Raw genomic sequence first — 23,852 nt, 5'->3', positions numbered from 1 at the left:
GAAATCTTCGGAAACCTAAAAAATTTCCGGAGATTTTTTTGTTTGATTTAGTAATGAGCATTTTTTCAACCCAAATGTATTGTGAAGGCGCAGGAGAGATGTAGCTACACCTTCAAAAATACTAGGAAAGGAGAAAGTTGTTCATGAACAAAATCGTTTCAGCAATCGACATGGCTATTCTGAAGGCAAAGATGGCACTCATGGAGAAGAAAGAAGCAAGTGACCAGCTCATTGTAATGTTCATCATTATCGCAGTGGCAGCCGGAATCGCAGGACTTCTTTACATCTTCGCTACAGGAACACTGCTTCCGAACTTTCAGAACAAGCTCACGAACCTGATCAACAACTGGTTCAATCATTCATAAGGAGGGCGTATGAACAAAGGTGAAAGAGCCATCGCCAGAGAAGAAAGGCGATTGGAAAAAGAAAGAAAACGCCGTATCGAACTTGCAAACAAAATGCTCATCCCCACGGGTGGAAAAACCCGAGAAAGTTTAGACCTCATCTCGTTTGACCCGAGCGGAGTTTTCCGCTTCGGGGGCGACAGATGGCTTAAGGTATTTGAAATTGACGGAGCAGGGAAAAGTTTGATAGATGCGGCAAAAGGTCTTTCCGGGCGGATCCGCATCACCTTTGCCCTAAGTGAAAGTGGCAGGGAAACCTGCCATTTGTCACTTATGGAAGAAGGAGAAATCTATGAGGATGTACGCCGGAAGATGACAGAAGATGAAGGCATATTGCAGGGGGCGTGTCAGATGCATGCACTTAGCGTGGATGAAGTCATGAACCTCGTTGCAGTTAATTTTTATCAGGATCTCCGGTTTTCTTACGCATCATTTGTACGTGGTAAGAAAGACTGGAAGAAAGAATGCTTTTTTGACAGCACGGAAGAGGCAGCAGGCTTTAACGCAGGAAGATTATTTGGAGAGAGTTTTACGGTCTTGGCATACCCGGATGATATGGAAGAAGGAATGTTTTCACATATCAGAAATCTTGGATGTCCGATGTACGTAAACCTTGATCTTAACGGCCTTCTTGAAGAAGAGAAGCTTAACTTCAAGCGTGAGCTGGAAAAGAAGTATAACAGAAGACTTTCTGTAAATGAATCTGAGGACTATATCAATCTATCCTTATCAATCACGATCTTGTGTGATTCAAAAGATGCAAGGCAGATTGTGGAGGAAACGTTGATCTCGGTCTTCTTAAAATACGGGGTTGTGATAGCTCCGAGTTTTCATAATCAGAAAAGAGTATCAGAAAGCGCACTTAGTCTTGGTCTTATAGATGAGACTTTGATGCGAAATGTAAAGACAGATGTAGCAAAGAAATTGATGGGAGGTGATGCGGATGGAGATGCCAAAGTCGAAATACGAACAGACGAAGCAGAATGATGCACCGAGAGTAGCAGAGCTTACATCGGTACAGGATGTTTTATCTGTGGTAAGCATTGATGATTCCGGTATCTTTGAACTTCCGGGAAAGAGATATTCCAAGCTTTATGCGTTAAGCGATATCAACTTTGCAGGCGTTACTGATGAAGAGCAAAAGAGTATCATCATCAATTTTTCCAAGGTATTAAAGGCGATACCTTGCAGGTTCTCTTACACGGTAGCCAATGAGCATGTGGACGAGCGAGCATTTCATGAGAAGGTGCTTTATCCCATGAAGGGCGACAAATACGATCCGCTTAGAAAATCATACAACAAGATCATTGCGGATAAGGTAAGCGATGCCAAGCAGGGTTTGTATCAGACAATCTATCTGACGCTCACCATAAAAGCGGAAGATATGGCTGATGCAAAGAGCACCTTTTCATCCATGGAAAGTGCTATTCGTTCTGCATTCATCGGGATTGGTGTAAACGGCATCCAGGGTTCTGTGATGCGAAGCGTTGGAATTGATGAAAGAATGCAGCTTTTATTCAACCTGATGCATGCAGGGATTGACCATCATTATCAGTTCAGTTTTGAAAGGGAGCTTAAGAGTAGGCATGATTGGATGAATACTATTTGTCCGGCATCCCTTTGTTTTGAAAATGAGGGATTTACCATTAACGGTCAGGTGGGACGCATTTATTTTGTAGATGAGTACCCGAAGAGCTTAGAGAGCGATATCATATCCGCTCTTACCAAGATGAACTGTACCAGCTTTGTAACGGTGGCAAACGAACTTCTTGATATTTCAGGCTTTAAGCAGGAGATAGCAAGGAAGTACATGGCTGTCGGTATGAAGATTGAAAACGAGAAGCAGAGAAATCGTAATAACAACGATTATTTGGCGGATGCATCGGCAAAGCTGTTAAACGAAAAGGATAAGCTGGATGCTTTTTCAAAGAAGCTTGATACGGATGATGATCACTATTTTAACAGTACCATGTTGATCTTTGTTCAGACAAAGGATGAAGAGGAACTTACGCAGATTGAAGAGAAGCTGATGAATGCAGCATCTTTAAAATCCGTAAAACTTAAGACTTGCTTCGGAAAGCAGAGGGAAGCACTTAACACGGTGTTACCGCTTGGCATACAGGAATTTAAGAGGGTAGTTAATCTTTCTAGTTCCTGTCTTGCGATGCTGATGCCGTTTAAAACGCAGGAGCTTAATGATGCAAACGGCATTTATTACGGTATCAACCAGCTTTCGCAGAACGTGATTTTTGCTGATAAGAAACTTCTTAAGAACCATAATGGCCTGATTTTAGGTCAGTCAGGTTCCGGTAAGTCGGTATTTTCCAAGTCGGAGATCATCAGTACTTTTGTAAATTATGCAGGAGACCAGATTATCATTATTGATCCGCAATCGGAATATGGAAGTCTTGCAGCTGAAGTGGATGGTACGGTGATTTCTTTTGACAGTACGAAGGAATACTACCTTAATCCCATGGATGTGGATTTTGAAGGCGTAGATTACGGAAGACTTCAGGAGATAGTTGCCGAGAAAGCGGATTTCATATTGACGCTGTTATCTTCTTGCCTTCGCAGGGATATCCTGCCGGAGGAGCAGGGCATCATCGACAAGGTGATTGATAAGGTGTACTCCGAAAATTACGCGATGAGAAAGAGACTTAACGGTATTGAAGAGAGCCAGGGAGAATATGAGATCCCGGCATATCTTAGGGCTGATACCAAGGGCGTACTGGATACGACCACATTATCAAACGAAGAGCAGATAAAGGCATATTCTCCGACATTGCAGGATGTATATCAGGGACTTAAGGATTATGGAAATGATCTTGGGGACCATTTGGCATCTGCTATGGAGATCTTCGTAAACGGTTCGCTTAACCTGTTTAATCACAGAACGAACGTTGATTTACGTAACCGTTTTATCGTCTTTGATCTGTCAGGGCTTAAGGATAACCTTCGTGTGACATCCATGCTGATCATGATGGAGACTGTAAGAAGTTCCATTAAGGCAAATGCCACAAAGGGCAGATGGACACATCTTTATATTGATGAGTTCCACGAGCTTTTGGCAGTAGAGCAGGTGGCAAACTTTGTGCTTAAGCTTTGGAAGGAAATCCGAAAGATGAGCGGTATCTTAAACGGTATTACTCAGAACATGTCGGATCTTTTAAATAACGAGAATGGTGGCAAGCTTCAGGCGATTCTTTCAAACACGGAGTATTTTGCACTGCTTAGCCAGTCTACCCTTGATAAGAATAAGCTGATGGAGTTTCTGCCAAGCATCAGTCCGGCAATGTTTAATTTCGTTGACAATGCGGATTCAGGAACCGGGCTTCTTCGTATGGGAGCGGTGACAGTACCATTTGATATGAAGATGAGCACGGATAGTGAGATTTATCGGATTGTGAATACAGATGGAGGTGGCTATGGAGTTTAATGCATCAGGAGCTGTCTTTGCAAAAAAGAATAACTTTGCGGACTCCATGAGGCAGTTTATTTCAGAGGAAGCAGCTATTTTTTCTCCGGAAAAGGAAGAGGCTGCTTCTGCCTCCATGGATAGGACAGCAGAAAAGATTGTCCGTTTTTCAGCGGATAAAAGTAAGGTGAAGGCCAAGGAACAAAAGAGAATCCTAGATTCCATTAAAGAAGATAACATTAAGTCCGAGACCGGACATGTAGCGAAAGGTAAGACAGAAATAAAGGCAGTATCTTCCAAGATGGATAAGTTTACGGATGAAAGGTCCGGTAGTGATGTGAAAGCATCGCAAAGTAAACCCAAGGAAGTATCTTCATCAGAAAGATCGGCAAAGAAAGCTAAGTCTAAAGAGACGAAGGCGGCTGCAACAAAGACAGCGGTAGCAAATCTTTTTAAGGCAAAGGCGGATATGTCAAACGATCTGGTATCAGATAAAGTGACAGGCGATGCCCTAAAGGATGGAAACAGTGGATTGGTAAAAACATTTACCACATTCATAAATCCAATGACTTACGTAAAGAAATGGCTTGCTAAGATTGCAGCACTTATTGCTCCGTACATCTTGATTTTCACTACAGTTGCGGCGGTTGTGTTTATCATTATTGCTTTGCTTTTTAGTGTGTTACAGCCGATTGCAGAGGTTGGAGAAGCACTAAGTGGATTTGTGGCCATGTTTACCGGAGATGGTGGAGGACTTAGAAATACTTCATTTTCGGATGGAGAGATTGATGAGATTGTGGCTGCTTCCGGTGCCGATGAAACACAGGAAAAGGTTATACGGTATGCTCTGTCGAAAGTAGGATACCCATACAGTCAGGATTATCGTACTAGCGGTAAGGCGTATGATTGTAGTTCGCTTGCTTATTATTCTTGGGAGAATGCAGGTGTAGATATTAGTTATGGAACAAATTATCCTCCGACAGCCGCAGAAGGGGCAAGGATGCTTGAGGCACATAGTAAAAAGCTAAGTACTTCGGATCTAAAGCCTGGAGACCTTATCTATTATGGTGGAGAGGCAAATGGAAGATACATGGGGATTTATCATGTTGCGATTTATGTCGGTGATGGAAAGGCGGTAGAGGCACTTAGTACAAAGTATGGAGTGGTCTATCAGAAACTTAGAACAAAGAATGCCTGCATGGTTTGTAGGCCAAATATGTAGAAAAGGAGATTTTAGATATGGCAGATGAAATTTCACAGGTTGTTGAGATGGAATACAAAGGTGTGTATTACCTCTTTAAGGGAACGAAAGCTATGATTGCTGCAATGGCTCGTATGGTAAAGGCTTTGCAGGAATGGCACAACGAGAAGTATTTGAAAAAACCCGGTAATTGTACTTGGGAGAAACTGCAGGAAGTGAGCGAAGGAACACCGGCTATTTTGGAGTTCCCAAAGGAGATGTTTGATGCACCACCTATTGGCAAGGATGAGAAGGGAAATATTCTTTACGGTAAATCGGATTTTGATATCTACTGCGAGAAATACAACCTTCGCTACTGTATCATGCCGGATCTAAACCCGAATGATGACTATATCCCTGTTGCGGTACCTGCGCAGGATATGGGTATTCATCAGGAGCAGATCAAGGCTGTCATGGGAAGACGTATCAAGACAGAAGAAGAAAAGGATGCAGAGTACGATGCAAAGATTGTAGCGGTAAAGGAGAAGATTTTAAATGCCACTACAGATGAGGAAAAGGCGGAAGCTGAGGCAGAGCTTAAGATGCTTGAAGATGCAAAGGCACAGAATGAGAAGCTTCTTAACGAATCTAAGGCAAAGGCAGACCGTGATAATGTGCTTGATTTTGCGGAGTACTTAAAGCAGGGAGAAGGAACCCTTGCAGAGTATAACCCTGATATGGCATTAAAACAGGAAAATGCCTGTGGCATCGTAAAAGAATATGAGCCGTATGACTGCATGTGGCCTGTTCGAGATGCGGAGCTTGTTCCGGAAGGCAAGGAGATTTACTACAGCCAGCGTACCAAGGATGACAAGATCCATTACATTAGAAGAAAGTTTGTGGAGGATGAGCAGGGGCATATCTACTCTGAATACTATGTCAGAATCCCGGGAACATCCAATGAGAAGGTATACTCTGATTTCGGACTTTCACAGACGGAGTGGGAGAAGCAGTTACCGCACCTTCTTAAGGAAGCAGGTCTTGAAAACGAACAGCCGACAGCAGTGGTTCAGTCAAAAGATCGCTTCGTGAAGTATCAGGAGTTTATCGAGGAAAATTTTAAAAATGCCCGTGATGAGGTTTCGGGCGAAGAAAAAGATAAAACCTACAGCTCTGATGAAGCAAAGGAATTCGTGGAAAAGCATAACGAGAACGAAGAAGTTAAAAAGGCATATGAGGATTCCCAGTTTACCATCATCAAGGTAGACTCGGAGAAACTTATGTATGACGAGAATGATGTTCTTTGCCTTCAGACGGAGGATGGGTTGCTTCGTGGTGTTATGGTGGATTCTATGGATGAAAAGTATGCAGAAATCTTTATCAAGGGTGACAACACCTATGCGATAGTACAGCCGGATGGCAAGAAGAAGGAGCTTTACGGTGCTGACATCATCGAAAGAAATTCTGAATCTGTAGTTGATGCAGTTGCAAAAGCCGCTGGCAGAAAGGGCAGATAATATGAGAGAAGCAGGAACATCTATAAAGAAGCGTACCCGTAATGTGAAGGAAACGCTTGTGATATATGGTATCGGCTCATTTCTTTGTATATATCTGGGGCTTTTATGTGGAGCTTCATGGATGCCCGGCAATGACTTCGGGGAGTTTATGAATAACTTCACGGATTTTGTTCTCATAAAGCATCATTTTATTGTGGGGGTCACTTCGGCGACCCTCCCTTTTATAGGGAGCTTTTGGGTAATGTTTTCGCTGGTGTTCATCATGATATTTACGAAGTTTGAGCATCCTTTCGCAGGACAGGAATACGGTATAGCCAAGTGGGGCAGTGCCAAGGAGTTTACCAGAATGTTTGCCAATCATGATGAAAGCAATGTTGTTGAGGTTAATCCGGGAAAAGACCACATTAGCGGTTCGCTTACAGTAAACACAAAGAATTATTGGTTGGCTGAGAATGTATATCTGTCCATAGATAACGTAAAGACTTCGAACTTAAATATTCTCGTAGTAGGGCCTCCGGGATCAGGAAAATCATTTCGACTTGCAAGACCTATGTTAAGCCAGTTATGTGGCAATTTCCTAGTCACGGATCCGAAGGGTGAGTTATATAAGCAGACCGGCCAGTATTTTGAAGATAACGGATATGAAGTCATGGTTATGAATGTGGAATCAGAAGATGGGATGCCAATGAGTATACACTTTAACCCATTTCGGTATATCCGAAATGAGTCCGATATCATGAGCATTGCCGGTATTCTTATGAAAGCAACAACTCCGCAGGATGAGGCTGGTGGTAGTAATGATCAGTTCTTTGAGCAGTCAGCGGAAGTGCTTTTAACATCGCTCATATATCTTATCCATTATTACTATCCAGAGGAACTAAGAAACTGGCGTACTTTTGTAAAGTTGTTGGATGCAACAACGGTTTATACAAAGGCAGATGGATCGATTGATAACAGAGAAGGTGGCATTATGTCTATCGAGAGAAAGGCACAGATTCAGTGGAAGAAGACACATGATACGGATTTTCCTGGGTATGTAGCAGTAGAGAAGTATTATAACGGCGCGGCGGAGACAACCAGTTCTATCGTAGCTTCACTTGATGCACATTGCAGATATATGAAACTTCAGTGCGTTGTAGATCTTTTATCTGAGGATGAGATTCAAATTGCAAAGAGCTTTGGTTATAGCAAGCCATCTGAGGAGAGTAGTACCGGAAAGAGAATCCTTTTTATCGTTACATCCGAGGATAAGAGATATTATGACTGGATTCCGTCCATGGTATATTCGTTGTTCTTTGATGAGCTTTATCATCTTACTGCTATTGATCCGAGTTTGCATGAGGCATTGCCACAGCACCTTACCTTTTTGATGGACGAATTTGCAAATGTCACTTTGCCGGATTCCTTCGTGGAAAAGCTTTCTACCATGCGAAGCCGTAATATGTCTGCGGTGATCATCGTACAGAACTTGATACAGCTGAAGCGAAAATTCCCGAAGTTCGACATGGACAAGGACCTTATTGGTAACTGCTCCATCATTGATATTTTGGGTGCACCTGACATGGATTCTTGCGAATACCTTAGCAAGCACTTCGGTACGCAGACAATCCATAAAGCCAGTGATTCTGATGCCAAGGACTATAAGGGACAGAGTAGCCGTTCTGAAGATGTTATGGAAAAGAGCCTGCTTAGCGCAGAAGATATCTTTGCCATGAAGAAGGATGGAGAGTGTGCCATCGTGATTAAGGGTACAGATCCTTTGTTTGAACCGAAGGTACAGATGGAGAAGACTGATTTTGTAAAGCTTCTTTGCAGAAAGACAAGACCTTATGATCCGAAAAAGAGGCAGTTAAAGCGTATGAGTAGTGAGGCTGGTATTCCGCTATTTTTATCCGGTAAAGATGCCAAGAAGGAAGCGGAACAGTTAAGGAAGAAAGGTACAGCTATCCTTACCCTTACCATGCAGGACTTATCCAACATGGTGATAGCAGGTGAGATGAGAGAGCCTGTTACAACGCTAAAGATGACGGAAGAGATGCAAAAGAAACTCCATGAAAACCATGAGCATTATCTGGAGGAATATTGTAATTTAGAGGAACTTGATTTTGAGAAATACAGAGATGAAGGCGGATATGACGAAGAAGGGCAGAAAAGATTCCAGAGTCGTTGTATTACCGTGCAACAGCTATCGGCGTCAGGATACACGCGAAGCCAGATTAAGCATTTATACAAGCTTATTATGGCAGATTTTGGCGCAGAAAAGATTATGAGTATGTTTCCAAGAGAGACAACCACAAAACAAATTGATAATTTTTCAAAAGTTTTTTGATCCTATTTAGTAATGAGCGTTTTTCCAACCCAAATGTATTGTGAAGGAACTGATAGACGGCTTCCTTTAATACTTCGGAAAGGAGAAAAGCAATTATGGGAACAAATATGGTTTTAGCAGCAGCAAGCTACACCCATGCGATTACAAGCTTAAAGTCAGTGCTTTTGACTTTGGGTAGTGCAATCGGAGCGGTCATGCTGGTATACGGCGGTATTAAGTTCGCAATGGCGTTCCGCCAGATGGATCAGCAGGGCGAGCACCAGGCGGTGTATTCCGTAGTAGCCGGAGGCGTTCTTGTAGGGCTTAGTGCACTTGTTACTGCGCTGACTTAAGGGTAGGGACCTGACTCAGTGTAAACGCATTGGGTCAGGTCTATTTTCATGGAAAGGAGTTTTATATGGCAGATATCGTAAAAGCTTTATACAACTGTGCCTTCTCCGTATGGAATGCTCTTATCGGAATAGCAATGACACTCTTTACAACAAGTCCGAAGACGGCAGGTGGAGGAACCCCATATTCGGTGGTGCATACGTTTTATAACGCGATAAGTGATGCGACAGTTCCAATAGCAACGGTTTTCTTTATCATAGCCATCTATAAAGCCGTGGTTTCAGCGCCTCCGGGGCAGCAAGCGTACAGATTTCTTCAGGACGCATTAAGGTACTGCATCATTCTTTATATCGCAGCCAACATGTGGTCGATCATGGGATACATCATGACGTTTGCGGATGGTATTACAGGAAAGATTGCAGCGACAGGAACATACACCTTATCCGTATCGGGAGATATGGAAAGCATCATTGATTCCTGCTTAAAGCTTCCGGATTTTGAATTATCGGGTGAATGGTTATCAAAGTTTTGGAGTTGTGTTGGATGCTCACTTTTATTCCTGATAGGCGGTGTGGTGCTTCTATTCATTATGGTGGCAAGCTGCTTATCCATTATAAGTTCAGCATTCCAAAGAATCTTAAAGCCTCTGATGGTGTTACCGTTTGCAGGAATTGCGATTGCACTTGGCGCAGGCGGACATGATATTTCGAGATCGCTTGTATCGTACATCAAGACATTCTTCGGATTTTGCATCTCGGGAGCCATGATGGTTGTGGCGGTAAAGTGCGGAGTCAGTCTTTGTACGAATCTTGTGAACTTTGATTTGACCGGAGCATCGGACATTTATAAATGCATTCTGATAACCGTGCAGATGTCCATCACACCGATTGTAATCAGCGGACTTGTAAAGGGTAGTGATTCCATCATAGCGAGAATGTTCTAAGGAGGGAAATGAAATGGCACAGATGAACAGAAACGTGAATCTGGAAGAAATCGATGCAGATGCTCTCTTTGGCATAGATGCATTGAAGAACCAGACCATCCTGCAAAAGATAGTTTTCTTTGGAAGCGTGATTGCAGGAGTACTTTTAAACGTATTATTGCCACTGTTTTTTAGCACACCAAGAATCGTATGCATTCTGATTTTTATGGCACTTCTTATGGTAGGCGTGGCGGTTGGTTGTAACTATACGGAAGATATGACTTACGGGAAATACCTGTATTATTTCTTCTTTAAGCCAAGCACACCGCTGTATTATCGTTCGACGGAAGATGCAAAGAAGATCAGGGAGGCGGCAAAGAAGTTGGAGATAGAAGAAGAGATGCTTCTTCGTAAAAAACAGCAGGCAGATCCAAAGGCACAAAGGAAGTTGCTTATCAAGGTGATTGCCTTTGTGGTGATACTAAGCGTTTTAATTGGCGCAGTATTTGTCGCCGGACACATTAAGGATAAGAAAAATCTCCACCATAGAGCGGAGGAGATAACGGAGGTAGTAGATGAATAGAGATGATATAGCTTATGAGAAGCTGGCAACCTCTCTTTGTGAGGAATTTCATAAAAAGCAGGGCGCCGGGCTTCTGGCAAATTTAGAGAAGCGTAACCTTGACGCGTTGGAAGTATCAAGGGAAAAGATATTGGAAAATATGAAGTCTGAACTCGGACAATATGAAGACGAGAACGGACAGGGGCTTTCTGAAGAGGATAAGCAGATTGTGTTGGAACTTATCAGAAAAGATCTTTGGGGATATGGACTTATTGATGATCTGATTCATGAGAGAGACATTTCAGATATCAAGTTGTATAGCCCTGAGAATGTACGCATTAAGAGAACCGGAAAACGCTATGGGAGTGATGTTACATTTTCGGATGTGAATTATTACAAGCGATTCGTAAATAAGATTTGTGAACGCAACAAAGTAAATCTTGGTACAGCGAATGCCATCCAAACCTTTACGGATGCAACACAGGAAGATTTTATCCTTCGTATCACCATCATTTCCGGACTTCTTACGGACAGCGGACTCCCGCTGGTGGCAATCAGAAAGGTGCCTAAGACAAAGTTTACCTTAAGAAGCCTTGAGGATGCAGGTATGTTTAACCATAAGGCTTCGGGAAATGGCAAGAAGAAGTTAAAGATTAACTTTGTTCCCAAGTTCTTTTCTGAAGAGAATGCAGTGTTAAACGAGCTGATGTTTAAGATGATTGCATCGAAGGGAATCCTTTTTACAGGGAAGGGAGCCAGCGGAAAGACCACACTTATGAACGCAATGATTGCGGAGATTCCGCATGATGAGTCAGTCATGATCTGTCAGGAAAACGCAGAGCTTTTTGATAAGAACCATCCGGATTTATTTGCGGCACATGTGCTTACCAACTCTGGGGATTCCAAGATTTCATATGAGCTTGGTGATCTTACGAGAGCAGCACTTCTTGTAGATCTTGACCGTGTGATTGTAGGTGAGGTTAAGGAAGGTCAGGAGGCTGCCGGATTATCTAAGGCATCCATGACAGGACATAAGTGCTGGACTTCCGTGCATGGCGAAAGCTGTGAAATGGCAGTAGATAAGATGGCAGACTATATCAGCCAGGCAACAGGTTATTCAACAAGAGATTCATTAAAGCAGTTGCAGGGCTTTGAGTATGTGGTTCATTTAAAGGATTTTCATGTGGATGAGATTGTAAGGATCGCCGGATGGGATAAGGAAAGGGAGACCCTTATTTATGAGAAGGTATATCCGGTCGTGAAGGAAGGTGTGTGATATGGGCAACAGAAAAGTGCTTTTAATCGTTGTCATAGCTGTCGTGGTTTTAGCAGTAGGTGCCGTGGTAGCAACATTTCTCGGAGTAGATTTGTTTGCAACCGTAAGCGGTGAAGCCGGAAAGCAGCCGGACGCATTTTCGTCCGTGGATGATCTTAAGAGTGGCAAAGCTTATGTCTGGCATCACGATGGCGGTGATATCAAAGAGGATTTAAAGAAGGATGCAGGTGAGAACGTGTATTTCACCTGCATCACCGGGGATTATAACTTCAAGAACGAAGAACTTGGAGAAGCGATTGAATATCCAAGATCCATATGGGTAGATTCCGCAACGGATGACAGGATTCCTACAGTCACATCCAAGGACAGACTGATCTACGTATCGAGTACAGAAGTTCCGCAGGAAATTGTATTTGAGAGATTTGCAGATTACGGATACAGTATCGGCATTTCCAATATGGAAGCTGATAAGGGCGGACATTACTTTATGACATTTGCTGATGTGGATGACGATGATTACAAGTATTTCATCGATATGAATTCTGATGCGTCACAGCTTACGGAACTTACGGCAATCACGCGGTTATATCTGGATAAAGTCGGTGATGTGAAGGTAAATGAGGATAGCGTGTCGGATGGTGGAACGGTTTTGGGGCTTAAGAAGGATAAGAAGTATACATGCGAGTTTTATACCGGAACTTACTATCAGGACTTTAATCTTACGGCCAATATCCACTGCTTTGGAAGCATGGAGCGGTTTGTAAATTATGATTACGAGTTCATGCATTCCAATTTCATTGTTGTCGAGATCCCGGAGTACTTCAAAAGCGGATATTACTTCGTAAATGGAGTGGGGCTGTTTCGATATGTGGCAGATAGCGATGTATCGAAGTATAACGGCAAAGCCTATGATGCCTCTATTGACTGGAATGACCCGATTATCCTTTATGACGATGACGGTGTTGTAATTTACGATCCGAGTGATCCGGATTTTGAGGAAAAGCAGAAACAGAAGGAGATTGAAGAGAAATCGGATAAAGGAGATGAAGACTATGACATTACAGATGAATAGCATTCTCCCTTGGGCGGTAATGTTTTTACTGATATTTACCTTTTCAGCTATCGTGCATAAACGATTCAAGGAAAGAAATGTCTGGGATAACATTGTAAAACGCTACAGGGAGAATACGGATAAGAAGCTTCTAAACGAAGCAGAGTTTGTTACAAGGTTTGGCTCCATCGAGAATAATTCCATCCTGTATAAGCTTGACCGATTGGTGCTTACCAGCGGTATCAAGAATTATCTCCCTTGGGTAACAGGGGAAGTGATGTTACTTGGAATGGTGATGGCAGCTATGGCAGGCTTCTTTGAAGGAGCCATCCTTTTTCAAAATGTTTTTGTAGCAATCTTTTTAACAGCTGCACAGGCAGTGGCGGTATATGTGTTTTTCAAAGCATTGTCAGGAAAGACCTATAACGAGATTGAAGACGGGACAGCGATATTTATATCAATCCTATCCAATCATGCCAAGGGAAGCAGTGACATTGTAACTATTATGGACAACACTATCCCTGCTCTTAACGGCCCGCTTAGAGGAATCGTTCAGAAGTTTGTAGCAGATGCGGAGAATACGGGAAACGTAGATATTGCATTCGATTACATGAAGGAGTCCGTGGATAACAGACAGCTTCAGACCATTATCATCAATTTAAAGAACTGTATGCATTATCAGGCCAATTATGAAGAGGTGCTGGTGCAAATGATGGGGCAGATTGCAGCGGGATTATCAGCAAGGGAAGATAGAAAGAATATCCTCTTTTCCAGTAAGCTTACGCTGGTGGTTATATCCATAATGCAGGTAATCATCGTATGGATCATTGGTGCCGGACTTGGCATAGATGTAAAGCAGATACTTACCGGTAATGCATTTGGACAGCTACTTCTTCTTGTAACAGGGCTTTTGTACCTGATGGTTGGCGTAAAGATGTTTGGAACTGACAGGTAGGAGGTGAAAGCAAGTGGTTTATTTACTAACAGGGCTGCTTTTTGTTTTGCTCTTCGGTATCGTGCAGGGAATTGTATATCTGATCTCAGGCACAACTCCGGCGAAGGAAGCAAAGAAGCAGATAGAAAAAATAAAGAACTCCCAAGGTTTTATCCGCTTTGTATATGACAAGCAGATCCAGCTTAAGAAGATGGGAGCCGGGGTGCTTTTAAAAGACCATTTGACGGTAAGCCAGTGGTATCTTTTCAAAGCTCTTATGGCGGGATTATTCGGGCTGATTGCATTTTTCATTAGTGCAGGTGTTTTAAAAAGTGATATGGCAAAGCCTATATCCATTGGAGCAGGCATTATCGGATGGTTTTTCCTTGACCTGATTCTTCGACTTAAGAACAAGGCATCAAACGATGAGATGATGCCAGACATTATGGAGATGAGCAGATCAGTATTATACGGAAAGCGTGGCGGTCAGTATATCGCTGATGCATTAAAGGATTCCGTGATTGTAGTGGAAAACAAGCGATTAAAAACAGCACTGCTCCGACTTCGAAATGATTTGGAGTCCGGACTTAGCCTGGATGAGTGTCTGGACGAGCTGGAGCTTAGCTTTTCGAACGGTGAGATTTCAAGTTTCTGTACGGTGATCAAATCGCTACAGTCCACAGGACAGGTGGATGAAGCTTTACGTACCTTAGAGAACAATATCGAACGAGAGCAGGCAAGTGTAAACAAGAGACGATGCATGATCTTGGAGCATAAAACCATGATGTATGTCATTTTCATAGCCATGGATTTAATGGCAATGATTTTGTATTGCATCATTATGAAGCTCCTTGAAATGCAGATTGGATTTTAGGAGGTGATGGGATTGATTGATGCAATCAAAAGAAAAAAGAAGGCATCCATGGTAGAAAACATGCTGGTTATGATGATTAACATGGTTGTACTTTGTGCGTTTTTAGTCATCATCTTCGGAGCCTTTTCCGGTATTTCAGATAAGTGGGGCATGAGACAGACGGCAAGGGAGTACATGCTGATCATGGAAACGGAAGGCTATCTTACACCGGCAGACAGGGCAAACCTGATATCGGAACTTGAAAGTTATGGCTTATATAATATCAGCCTTAGCGGAACCACCACATCGGAAGTGGATTATGGAACAAGAATCTATCTTAAGATAAGCGGTACATACAACGAGAATGTTCTTTCTTTTGCAGGCGGTTTATCGAAGGTAGCAGACCATCCGGTGCGTATCACCATCAATCGTCAGACTACGGCGAAACAGTAGGAGGTGGCTGGAATGGTTTTGAAAAAGAAAGCAGCTACAGGTTCCATGGGTTATGTGGTGATGTTTACGATGGCACTTCTTATGGTTGTTCTTACGCTCTATATGGCGCAGGTGGCAAGACTTATGACTCATCAGCATCATGTGGATGATTCTTTGGCGGATTCGGTATTGGCTTCACTTGTAGCGGATGACATTTACTATTTTGAAACCTTGGAAATGACGGGAACTCCGGTTGTTCGGTTTCAGAATGTAGACAGATCACACAGAATCTTTATGGATAGTATGAATGAGGCCGTAGCAGAGACTACAGGATTTTACTATAACTTTTCGTTCGATTCTTATATCTGTTATGAGGTGGAAGGCTCTCAGGTGAAGATTACAACCTATACCGGACCATCCGGTGCGAAGAGCGTAAGTTATGGCAGGCTTGGAAGCGTGTATTCACCAAAGGGCGAGCGTGTAAGAGAGACGTCCGCATATGGGCGAGTAAGGTTTGATATCAAGAACATTATTGATGGCAGTTACATTAAAAAAACCAAGGATATATATTGCACCTTGGAAATCAACGGTTAGAAAGGAGATTTTTAGATATGTTTCAGAAGAAAGCGGCAGTAAATGCCAAAGATGAAAAGAAGACGGTAACAAAAAAGAAAAAGAGCGGCAACGTAAAGGCGAAGCTTATATCCGTTCTTAAGGTAGTAGTGCTTCCGGCGCTCTTTGCAGGCATTGTGGTATGCGGATTATATCTTTCCATGCAGAACAAGCTGGAGGCAGAAAGCCTTAAGGGACAGGTGCTTGTCATGAAGGAGAATGTGGCAGCAAATACCTATGTTCAGGCGGAAGACATGGATAAGTATTTTGAGACCGTGGCGGTTGAAAGGATGGCAATTCCGGAATCGGCGTATAGTACGGTATCAGACTTACCAAAGGATGGTTTTTATATTGACCGTGCCATGACAAAAGCGCAGATGGTCTTAAAGACTGACATCCTTACCAAGGATCTTGTAATGGATAAGTATAAGGCTGGATATGAGATTACATCCTTTGCAGCTGAATCCTTTGATGATTCTGTAAATGGTTCTCTTAGAAAGGGCGATATCGTGGATGTATATGCCGTGGATCCGGCAACAGAGATGCTTACCCTTATGGCAGAAAATGTATATGTCAGCGAAGTATATGATAATGCCGGTAAGAAGATTACGGAAGACGATGGTGTAGCGACATCTTTTACGGTATGGGTAACACCGGAGGAAGTGGAAAGTATCAATACTGCGGTTGTATATGGCGGTATACAGATGTATTTGAAAACTGAATAAAAAGTGTAGCGTGCTTTGTGGGTGTAAGGCACGCTACTTTTATATTGACATTGTTCGTCATACTACCTAAAATGTATAGTAAGGACTATTAATGGATTTAAAATAATATAGAGGTGCAAATGGAAGGATATATGACGATCAAAGAAGCGGCGGAAGTTTGGGGTGTCACGCCTCGACGGATTCAGGTACTTTGTGCAAATGGCAGAATTGAAGGTGCCACGAAATTTGGCCGGGATTGGGCTATACCGAAAGATGCAGACAAGCCAGTAGACAAGCGCGTTACTACCGGAGCGTATAAGAATTGGCGGAAGAAGAAAGACTAGATTCTTTCTTGTCAGAGGAAACCACTCGATTATCTGAGTAGTCGTGGAGGGGAGGTTTTATATTTGAGGGAATTTAATTACGGTGGCTATGTACGTGAATTTGAAAAAGGTCTACGTAGCCGGAACATGACGAAAATAGCTAAGATTTTATTTGATCCCATTTTTGAGTGGCCGGGAGTGGTGAATCATTATGGGAATAAGTATACGACTAGAAATGCCGGTGCTTGGTTCAAGTATGAGGCAGATATACCGGAAAATATAAAAGAGGCTATAGATGACGCCGCATTAATTAATAAAATCATGGATTATTTTAATGATGTGGTTATTGGTGATTATATTGATCCTATGCTTGAAGAGGGAATGTATAAGGCACTTAAGGAATATATATTTGATTCTAGTCTAGATGAAGCCACTAAAATAGAATTATCGGAATTGTTAGATCAGAATGAGCAGGGGGATTTTCTTGGAAGAGCTTTTATTCTGGCTTTATCAGGTGATAATCGAGTTCAAGACACACCATATGATAAGCTCCCGATTGCGGATGATTTAAAATATTATCATGAGTTAATGAAGAGATATACCAAGCCTCAGATGATACAGGTACCAGATGAACCGGAAGATCATGAAATGCCATATGTGTCAGAATTGTATAGAGCATATGGTGAGAAGACTGGAAATACTTATATCCGACCTGAAGACTTGGAAGATGAACCGGCGTTGAAACGAGACTTTGATAGACAGAGGACCAGTTATTATCAGGCTGAGACAATACGTCGCGAGATGCGTGATACACTAAAAGTTGACGAGGAATCAAACTTTTCGGATTTTAAAGATGAAGTATATGATGGAGTAATTGACACCTGTGATGCGGATTATGATAACGGCTATGAGCGTATGAAGGCAGTTATACAACATGCTACAACGGTTCCTCTTTCAAGTAATACGGAAGATCGGATGTTGCGGTGGGTTGGCCCTGGAGAAAAGAAAGGAGCCTGTCATATGTTGGTAAACGATGAGAAACTTTATTGGTGTAATGGAGACGGAAATGAAGAATAATTTGTTTAACTCTCCGTTTGAAATGTCCTTACGAATCTTAATCATGTTGGACGAATTCGGAGATAAATGTACGGAAGATAAAATTCTTGCATTTGATTTTATGGCTTGTTATTCTACGGAGTTTGAAGTGAAGGATGTAAATCTACATGGTAATAATGCATTGAAGTTTGCGGAACTTGTCAGTAGAAGACAACTTGTATCTGAAGCTATCAAAGATCTGGTTTTAAAAGGGTTAGTGCTTGCTGAAGCAGGTGAGATTTTTTTGTATTCAGTAACAGATTCCGGGAAAAATTGCATTCACAAGCTGGAAAGCCCTTATGCATTAGAGTATAGAAATATCGTTAATATTATTAAATATAGGTATGCTGATAAATCGGATGTAGAGTTGTTGAATCTTATTCAAAGAAAATCTGTTTATCAAGAGGTGTAGCGATGTATTACATAGAAGAATTAAAACTGTATTTAAAAAATGGAAAAACTTCAATCATTAAATTCGGCAAAGGTCTCAATATTATATACGGAGAGTCTAATACCGGTAAGAGTATGATATACAATTGCTTGGATTATATGATGGGGGGCACAAGTTCGGAGCGTATAAACGTTAGACTCGGAATAAGCCATATATCACTTACGGTAATTACAGAAGGAAAGAAAATTATTATATCCAGAGAGATGGATGTCAATTCCTTTAATGTTAGCAGTGAGTTCGATGGAATTGAATCAGGAGTATATAAAACCGGTGGTAATAGTAATGGTAATAAAATTAGTGATTTGTGGTTCAAACTAATGAAGATTGATAAACCAGATAAGATTCTAAAGAATCTTTCTGGGGAAACACAGACAATGACCATAAGAACTATATATCACCTCTTTATGATTGACGAAGGTAGAATACCGATTCATAGGAGTATTTTAATCCCTACTATTTCTCAGAATGCGAAGATGCATGCACCGACAATCTCGTCTTTGGTATATCTTGCAACGGGGGAAAGTCATGCACCCAAAGTAGAGGGAATGACTGATAGGGTAATCGGGATTAAGAATAATGCCCTTCAAAGCTTTGTTGATGCCAGCCTTTTGGATCTTGATGAATATCAAGATGAAACAGGCGGAGAGATGGAGGGATTGTCTCCGGTTGAGATTCAAAAACATATAGATGAAATTTTGGGAGAAATAGCTTCTTTGGAGAGCAATCTTTCAAATGCATCAGCAAAAAGAAAAGAGGTGTCTGATAAGATACTTGCATTGGAGGATACTGCGGCAGAGAATAAAGTGCTTAAGAACAGATATAGCTCTTTACAGACTCAGTATGCTGCTGATATTAGAAGGTTGACTTTTTTGATTGAAGGCTCAATGGCTCAGGATGATATTGAAATGCCAGCTCAATGTCCGTTTTGTAATGGCACATTGCCAAAGGACAAGGCAGAATCCTGTGTGGAAGCTGCTGCAAATGAAGTTAAAAAGATTGAAAGCCAGATAGAAGATCTGGCATCAGTTCAAGATGTATTGGCTGAGGATATCAATAATAATGCTGCTGAAATAGAACGCTTGAAAGCAGAAAAAGCACAATATGATGAAATCATTCGAGGAGAGATAACTCCGCAGATAGAGAATCTAAGGGAGTGCCTTGCAGAATATACACAGGCGTTGTCGAGGAGTAAAGCAAATGAAATGATCAAGGGCTTTAAAAGTATTCTAACCAGACAACTTGGGGTAGCAGTAAACGAAGATGAAGATTTACATATTGATATTAGGAAGAAGTTTTTAGAGTCTTATGAAGGCAAGATAAATGATGGTGTAAAATCCATGCTAGAAATCTGTAAATATGATAATTACAAGTCTTCGCAATTTGACAATTCTTCTTTGGATATTATTGTTAATCAATCGCTAAAATCAAGTCAGGGAGAAGGCTTTAGAGCATACTTAAATACCGTGCTTGCTGTAACAGTACAAAATATCATCGAGGAGAATGCATTGTGCCATATAGGATTTATGTGTATAGATTCACCAGTGCTATCTTTAAAAGAAAAGAATGATGAAGCAGAACCTTCCGAAACAATGAAAGCGGGATTATTTAAATATTTTGTTGATCATTCGGATGAGCGACAGATGATTATTATCGAAAATACTATTCCGGATATCGATTATAAAGATGCTGTAATTCATAGATTTACAAAGGATGAGTCAGAAGGAAGATATGGACTCATTGAAGATTATCGAGATTAAAAAAAGAATAAGGAAGTTGAAGAAACTGCCCAGGCTTTTGCGGGGCAGTTTTTTTTGTCACATTGCAATGTGCTATGGATGTGTAAGATGCTCAGATGTCAGATATAAAGATGTGTAGTAATATGATTATCATCAAGGGACGCCTTGGTAAGTATTTCGCGAGATACATGAACCTTTCAATAAAATATGGACGAGGAAATAAACACAGGTAGTATTGATTTTTGATCCGGAAACTGATATCATACAAACAGATGTTCGATACATCAAAAAATGATCAGTTAAGGAGTTGTGTGGTAATCGTGTTATACTCTGGCACTTACGGAATGGTTACTGCATTTGCCGACCGGATCAACGGCAATGGTATACATGTGAGAGGTGACATTTCCCTTTTCCTCTTCCAGTATCGGATAACGAATACAAGGAGGAGTCTCATTATGAAGATCGAGTTTTTTTGTAAATATTGTAGAAAGAGTTTGCATGTGGCATACGAGACCACTGGTGATAAGAATACAAAGGTTTTGCAGGGAATCATAATGACCTGCGGACGTTGCCACAATAAGCATCCAAGAGCGATGTCCCTTCACAATGTTACTGAAGGTGAATTGCTCGAAAAGGCAGTCGCTGGAAAGATTTACATTTAAGTAGCAGACGGCAATCATAACAACTGAATATTGAAGCACGTATGGGCGTGATGGCTTCCTTGGTGGAGCGTACATGAGGGGCGTGTAGACATTACCGGGTTAGAACCTGGAATAGTTTACACAGCCCCTTTTTGTGTGCTTTTAATCTTTTGCTCTTCTTCCCGGTAAGATACCGGGAGGAGGAGCTTTTTTTGTATCTCATTCGTTTATACCGGCGTTGCCGGGAGCGCGGATGTGACTGATATTTATAACCTTATATAACCTACGGGGCTCTGCCTTCCAAGACAAAAGTTTTAGGAGGTAGAATCCATGAAAGAAACATTAAAACGTAACCCAGAGGAATCTTATAAGGAGTATTTGACAAGAGTAGCTGCATATATTGCATTACTTAAGAAGCAGGGACTTTTGAATGAAGCAGATGAAGCGTCTAATATAGCTTTTTGGGAAATCTTTGATATTATCAAGGAGATGGTGGAATGTGAAAGCCGACGCTGTAAGCTGGATGATCAGACACAGGAAGCATATATGACTAAAGTTATGAATGTAGCACCGAAATTGATTTATAAGTTTAACAATCCGGAATACATGGATGATAAATATGAAGGTAAGCAGTTTGAGGTTAAGACATTTTTTAAGAGCAGAACGCAGTACTGCATAAGAGAAGCGGTGGCATCTGTACTTGAGATTACACCGGAAGAAGCGAAGGTACTTTTGAAGATTCGTTCTGCACGTGCTGCACTTGCCAGTGAGAATGATAGGACCGAGGATGATATTACTGTTGAAGAAATCTTTACCAAGTTAGGCGAGAAGATTTCGATAGCACAAATTACGGAACTTATCCTGATTGAGAAGGGAAAAGAATCCTATAATATGATAACTGAACAGGGAATCGAAAAGTTTAGACCACTTGGCTCTTCTGCGGGAGGCCAGGAATCATATGATATCGATGAAGTTGTCTTTGGAAAATCATTGGACGATGATGTAAAGCAGATATTCGATGGTGTATTTGCAAAGATGAGTCGTTTAGAGATATATTTGTTGTTGAAAAACTACGGTTTCTTGGGTGAGGATATCCGTTCCATGGACATGGAGGATTTTGTACAAGATTCTGATTTCAAAAGATTCTTTGCTGAGGATACATCGATTCGTTCAAGAAAGGATCCAGTCAAGACAGCATATAACAAGAATGTTAAGATTGAGAAAGCAATTGCTGCAATGGCAATGCAGGTAGCAGAAAGACGTTACAACGTGGATGGTGGCTTAGAAGAATATCTCTTTGGTCTTTTGGAAGATAAGTAAGTGTTTCAAAGAGGGGTATGGACCTTAGGTCCGTATCCCTCTTTTAATAGAAATAATTTTACTGGTATTGCTAACTTGAAATTGTAAATTCCAGTGAAATGGTAAATTCCACCGGTCTTTAAAATTTCCTTGGTTTTTAATATTTCAGAGAGCAATATTTAGGCTTAGCTGGTATAATTGCAGTAACTTTCCATAAAATATCCGAATTGAAGACATGGCAAACAAGCCTCTGGATATTCCGTGTGCGAGACTGAATTCCACAGGCCACATTGAAAAAATGTGAATTGTTTATTTCCAGTCTGACAGCAGATTTTTATGTAAAGTTAATGGTTAAAGCGTATCAGCTTAGGCGTCAGATTGACATCATCAGGTGCAATCGGCCTAAGCTGAAGTGCTTTTAAGATGTCTATGCCGTAAGTTTCTAATGCAACCTCATATGGGGTACGCCCATTTAGACTTTCGCGTGGCGTCGAGTTGATGTGGTCAACAATTGTGCGTAAGTCCCACTGGGTCAAGTATTCAAAACTTGTTCCTTTAGGAAGCACCATACGTAGCATGGTATGTGCCTGCTCAATGCCGCCTTTTTGGCCGCTGCGCATTGGGTCACAATAGTAAATACTTGTGCGCTCCATTCCAGATATGCCGGTCTCTAAAGAGTCCGGATCTCCAAACTCAGTACCTCTATCGGTAAGGATAGTGCTAAACAACGTCAGGAAATCATATGTATCTAGCTGACGTTCTAACTTATCAAAGATTAGTCTCACGGCACCTTTGGTGCAGCGATTCATGATAAATGCTAGAAATAGTTTTTCACGAGTCAGGAAGAATGTAAGGATGACACGCTTCGATTCTCTTGAGGAATGAACAGTATCCATCTCGGCGAAGGAATCCAGTTCCAAAGCTTGAAAGTCCGAATAAAGGCGCCCTTGAAATACGGAACGATCCTTTATCTGAGTCTTATGTACTTTTCGTGGCTTGAACTTAACTTTACGCTTTAAATCAATGTTTCTGGCAGTAATGAGACCATCATTGATGTATGAATACAATGTTCGAACCGACATGTCTAATTCAGGATGATTCGTCACTATCTGATAGGGCGATTGTCCTTGGAAGATGAGTGGCGAGATGATGCTATCCTTTTCGCGCAGTTCATGCTTGGTCATATTTATCCCAGCTCGCGAAGATGAAAGCTTTTCGCGATACTTACGGTCAGCAAAGTAGGGATCGTAGTGATATTTATGAGCAATGGTACAACGTGAGATTTTATGGCATCCGTTACAGACGTATGGAGCCTTATCTAATCGGTTGCAGTGCTCTCGAACAAAGTCTTTACACGTTTGATTACAAGTAGGACACGAGGCACATTTAACACCACAGAGGATGATTTTGTCACAGGCATTTAGCTTGTTACAGCGAAAGCGTTTTTCACAAAAGTTTTTCTTGTTGTAAAAAGGACCTCGACGATACCACTCATCCAGTCGGTGGAGTTTAATCTCCTTGGAAATAGTAGTCGGATCCTTACAAAGATACTTTGCGATGTCTTTAAATGTGATTCCGCTATCAAGAGATTTCTTGATGTATTCTCGGTCTTCGAGAGTTAGATGTTTTTGGTTACCAGGTATGTATTTGCTCATTGAGCCTCCTTCTACTGCTGTCAGAAGGAAGTCATGAGTATACCATGGATGTGTGAAAGATTAAACTCTACTTATGTAGTAGTTAATTCCATCACTTAATCGGGAGGTGGAATTTAAAATTTCAATTTTGG

The 23,852-nt window shown here is 41.5% G+C and carries 23 protein-coding genes; 22 read left to right on the top strand and 1 reads right to left on the bottom strand.

Translation table 11 applies throughout. The annotated features are described in order from the left end of the window. The first annotated feature begins 143 nt into the window (after nt 1-143). The 22 genes from G600_RS0112115 (at nt 144) to G600_RS0112010 (ending at nt 22,087) form a co-directional block, all read left to right on the top strand. Complete coding sequence (locus G600_RS0112115) at nt 144-365, top strand: hypothetical protein (RefSeq protein WP_027421650.1); 222 nt, start codon at nt 144-146, stop codon at nt 363-365. Between the two features lie 9 nt (nt 366-374). After that, the gene (locus tag G600_RS0112110; protein ID WP_027432146.1) at nt 375-1,391 is read left to right on the top strand and encodes a hypothetical protein; all 1,017 of its coding nucleotides are present in this window, start codon (nt 375-377) and stop codon (nt 1,389-1,391) included. Continuing rightward, nucleotides 1,348-3,840: a VirB4-like conjugal transfer ATPase, CD1110 family gene (locus G600_RS0112105; RefSeq protein ID WP_027432145.1), complete on the top strand. Its 2,493-nt coding sequence runs from the start codon at nt 1,348-1,350 to the stop codon at nt 3,838-3,840. Before G600_RS0112110 ends, G600_RS0112105 begins: the two co-directional genes overlap by 44 nt. Continuing rightward, entirely contained in the window at nt 3,818-5,041 is a 1,224-nt protein-coding gene (locus G600_RS0112100) for a C40 family peptidase (protein WP_081669486.1), read from the top strand. Before G600_RS0112105 ends, G600_RS0112100 begins: the two co-directional genes overlap by 23 nt. 17 nt (nt 5,042-5,058) lie before the next feature. Continuing rightward, complete coding sequence (locus G600_RS0112095; protein WP_027432143.1) at nt 5,059-6,516, top strand: hypothetical protein; 1,458 nt, start codon at nt 5,059-5,061, stop codon at nt 6,514-6,516. Between the two features lie 262 nt (nt 6,517-6,778). Then, nucleotides 6,779-8,845 carry a VirD4-like conjugal transfer protein, CD1115 family gene (locus tag G600_RS0112090; protein WP_162141505.1) on the top strand — a complete coding sequence of 689 codons (2,067 nt, stop codon included), beginning with the start codon at nt 6,779-6,781 and terminating at the stop codon, nt 8,843-8,845. Nucleotides 8,846-8,940: 95 nt separating this feature from the next. Beyond that, on the top strand, nt 8,941-9,177 hold the full coding sequence (locus G600_RS0112085; RefSeq protein WP_027421644.1) for a hypothetical protein: 237 nt from the start codon (nt 8,941-8,943) through the stop codon (nt 9,175-9,177). A 65-nt stretch (nt 9,178-9,242) separates the two neighbouring features. Next, the gene (locus tag G600_RS0112080; RefSeq protein WP_027432141.1) at nt 9,243-10,118 is read left to right on the top strand and encodes a hypothetical protein; all 876 of its coding nucleotides are present in this window, start codon (nt 9,243-9,245) and stop codon (nt 10,116-10,118) included. A 13-nt stretch (nt 10,119-10,131) separates the two neighbouring features. Beyond that, entirely contained in the window at nt 10,132-10,680 is a 549-nt protein-coding gene (locus G600_RS0112075; protein ID WP_027432140.1) for a hypothetical protein, read from the top strand. Further along, entirely contained in the window at nt 10,673-11,935 is a 1,263-nt protein-coding gene (locus G600_RS0112070) for an ATPase, T2SS/T4P/T4SS family (RefSeq protein ID WP_027432139.1), read from the top strand. Before G600_RS0112075 ends, G600_RS0112070 begins: the two co-directional genes overlap by 8 nt. 1 nt (nt 11,936) lies before the next feature. Further along, nucleotides 11,937-13,007, top strand: coding sequence for a hypothetical protein (locus G600_RS0112065; protein ID WP_027432138.1), 1,071 nt, complete (start codon nt 11,937-11,939; stop codon nt 13,005-13,007). Next, entirely contained in the window at nt 12,988-13,941 is a 954-nt protein-coding gene (locus tag G600_RS0112060) for a hypothetical protein (protein ID WP_027432137.1), read from the top strand. Before G600_RS0112065 ends, G600_RS0112060 begins: the two co-directional genes overlap by 20 nt. A gap of 13 nt (nt 13,942-13,954) precedes the next feature. Next, a complete protein-coding gene (locus tag G600_RS0112055; RefSeq protein ID WP_027421638.1) occupies nt 13,955-14,794 on the top strand; it encodes a type II secretion system F family protein in 840 nt (279 codons plus the stop codon). A gap of 12 nt (nt 14,795-14,806) precedes the next feature. Continuing rightward, a complete protein-coding gene (locus tag G600_RS0112050) occupies nt 14,807-15,226 on the top strand; it encodes a hypothetical protein (protein WP_027432136.1) in 420 nt (139 codons plus the stop codon). A 12-nt stretch (nt 15,227-15,238) separates the two neighbouring features. Then, complete coding sequence (locus tag G600_RS0112045) at nt 15,239-15,799, top strand: hypothetical protein (protein ID WP_027432135.1); 561 nt, start codon at nt 15,239-15,241, stop codon at nt 15,797-15,799. Nucleotides 15,800-15,816: 17 nt separating this feature from the next. Beyond that, on the top strand, nt 15,817-16,542 hold the full coding sequence (locus G600_RS0112040) for a CpaB family protein (protein ID WP_027432134.1): 726 nt from the start codon (nt 15,817-15,819) through the stop codon (nt 16,540-16,542). A gap of 119 nt (nt 16,543-16,661) precedes the next feature. Further along, nucleotides 16,662-16,865 (top strand): helix-turn-helix domain-containing protein, encoded by a 204-nt coding sequence (locus tag G600_RS0112035; RefSeq protein WP_027432133.1) that lies wholly within the window; start codon nt 16,662-16,664, stop codon nt 16,863-16,865. Nucleotides 16,866-16,928: 63 nt separating this feature from the next. Beyond that, nucleotides 16,929-17,921: an ABC-three component system protein gene (locus G600_RS15285; protein ID WP_051195511.1), complete on the top strand. Its 993-nt coding sequence runs from the start codon at nt 16,929-16,931 to the stop codon at nt 17,919-17,921. After that, nucleotides 17,911-18,351, top strand: coding sequence for an ABC-three component system middle component 2 (locus G600_RS0112025; protein WP_034246449.1), 441 nt, complete (start codon nt 17,911-17,913; stop codon nt 18,349-18,351). The genes G600_RS15285 and G600_RS0112025 overlap by 11 nt, the downstream gene beginning before the upstream one ends. Before the next feature lie 2 nt (nt 18,352-18,353). Further along, entirely contained in the window at nt 18,354-20,147 is a 1,794-nt protein-coding gene (locus G600_RS0112020) for an AAA family ATPase (protein WP_027432131.1), read from the top strand. Nucleotides 20,148-20,581: 434 nt separating this feature from the next. Next, nucleotides 20,582-20,788, top strand: a complete 207-nt coding sequence (locus G600_RS0112015) for a hypothetical protein (RefSeq protein WP_027432130.1) — start codon at nt 20,582-20,584, stop codon at nt 20,786-20,788. Nucleotides 20,789-21,097: 309 nt separating this feature from the next. Next, nucleotides 21,098-22,087 (top strand): hypothetical protein, encoded by a 990-nt coding sequence (locus G600_RS0112010; RefSeq protein ID WP_027432129.1) that lies wholly within the window; start codon nt 21,098-21,100, stop codon nt 22,085-22,087. A gap of 323 nt (nt 22,088-22,410) precedes the next feature. Here G600_RS0112010 and G600_RS0112005 read toward each other — a convergent pair whose 3' ends face one another. Continuing rightward, nucleotides 22,411-23,721, bottom strand: a complete 1,311-nt coding sequence (locus tag G600_RS0112005) for an IS30 family transposase (RefSeq protein ID WP_027432097.1) — start codon at nt 23,719-23,721, stop codon at nt 22,411-22,413. Nucleotides 23,722-23,852 lie beyond the last annotated feature (131 nt).

It is taken from the genome of Lachnospira multipara ATCC 19207 (assembly GCF_000424105.1).
Lineage (GTDB): Bacteria > Bacillota > Clostridia > Lachnospirales > Lachnospiraceae > Lachnospira > Lachnospira multipara.
The sequence above is the reverse complement of the archived record's forward strand: the minus strand, read 5'-3'. Positions and strand labels throughout refer to the sequence as shown.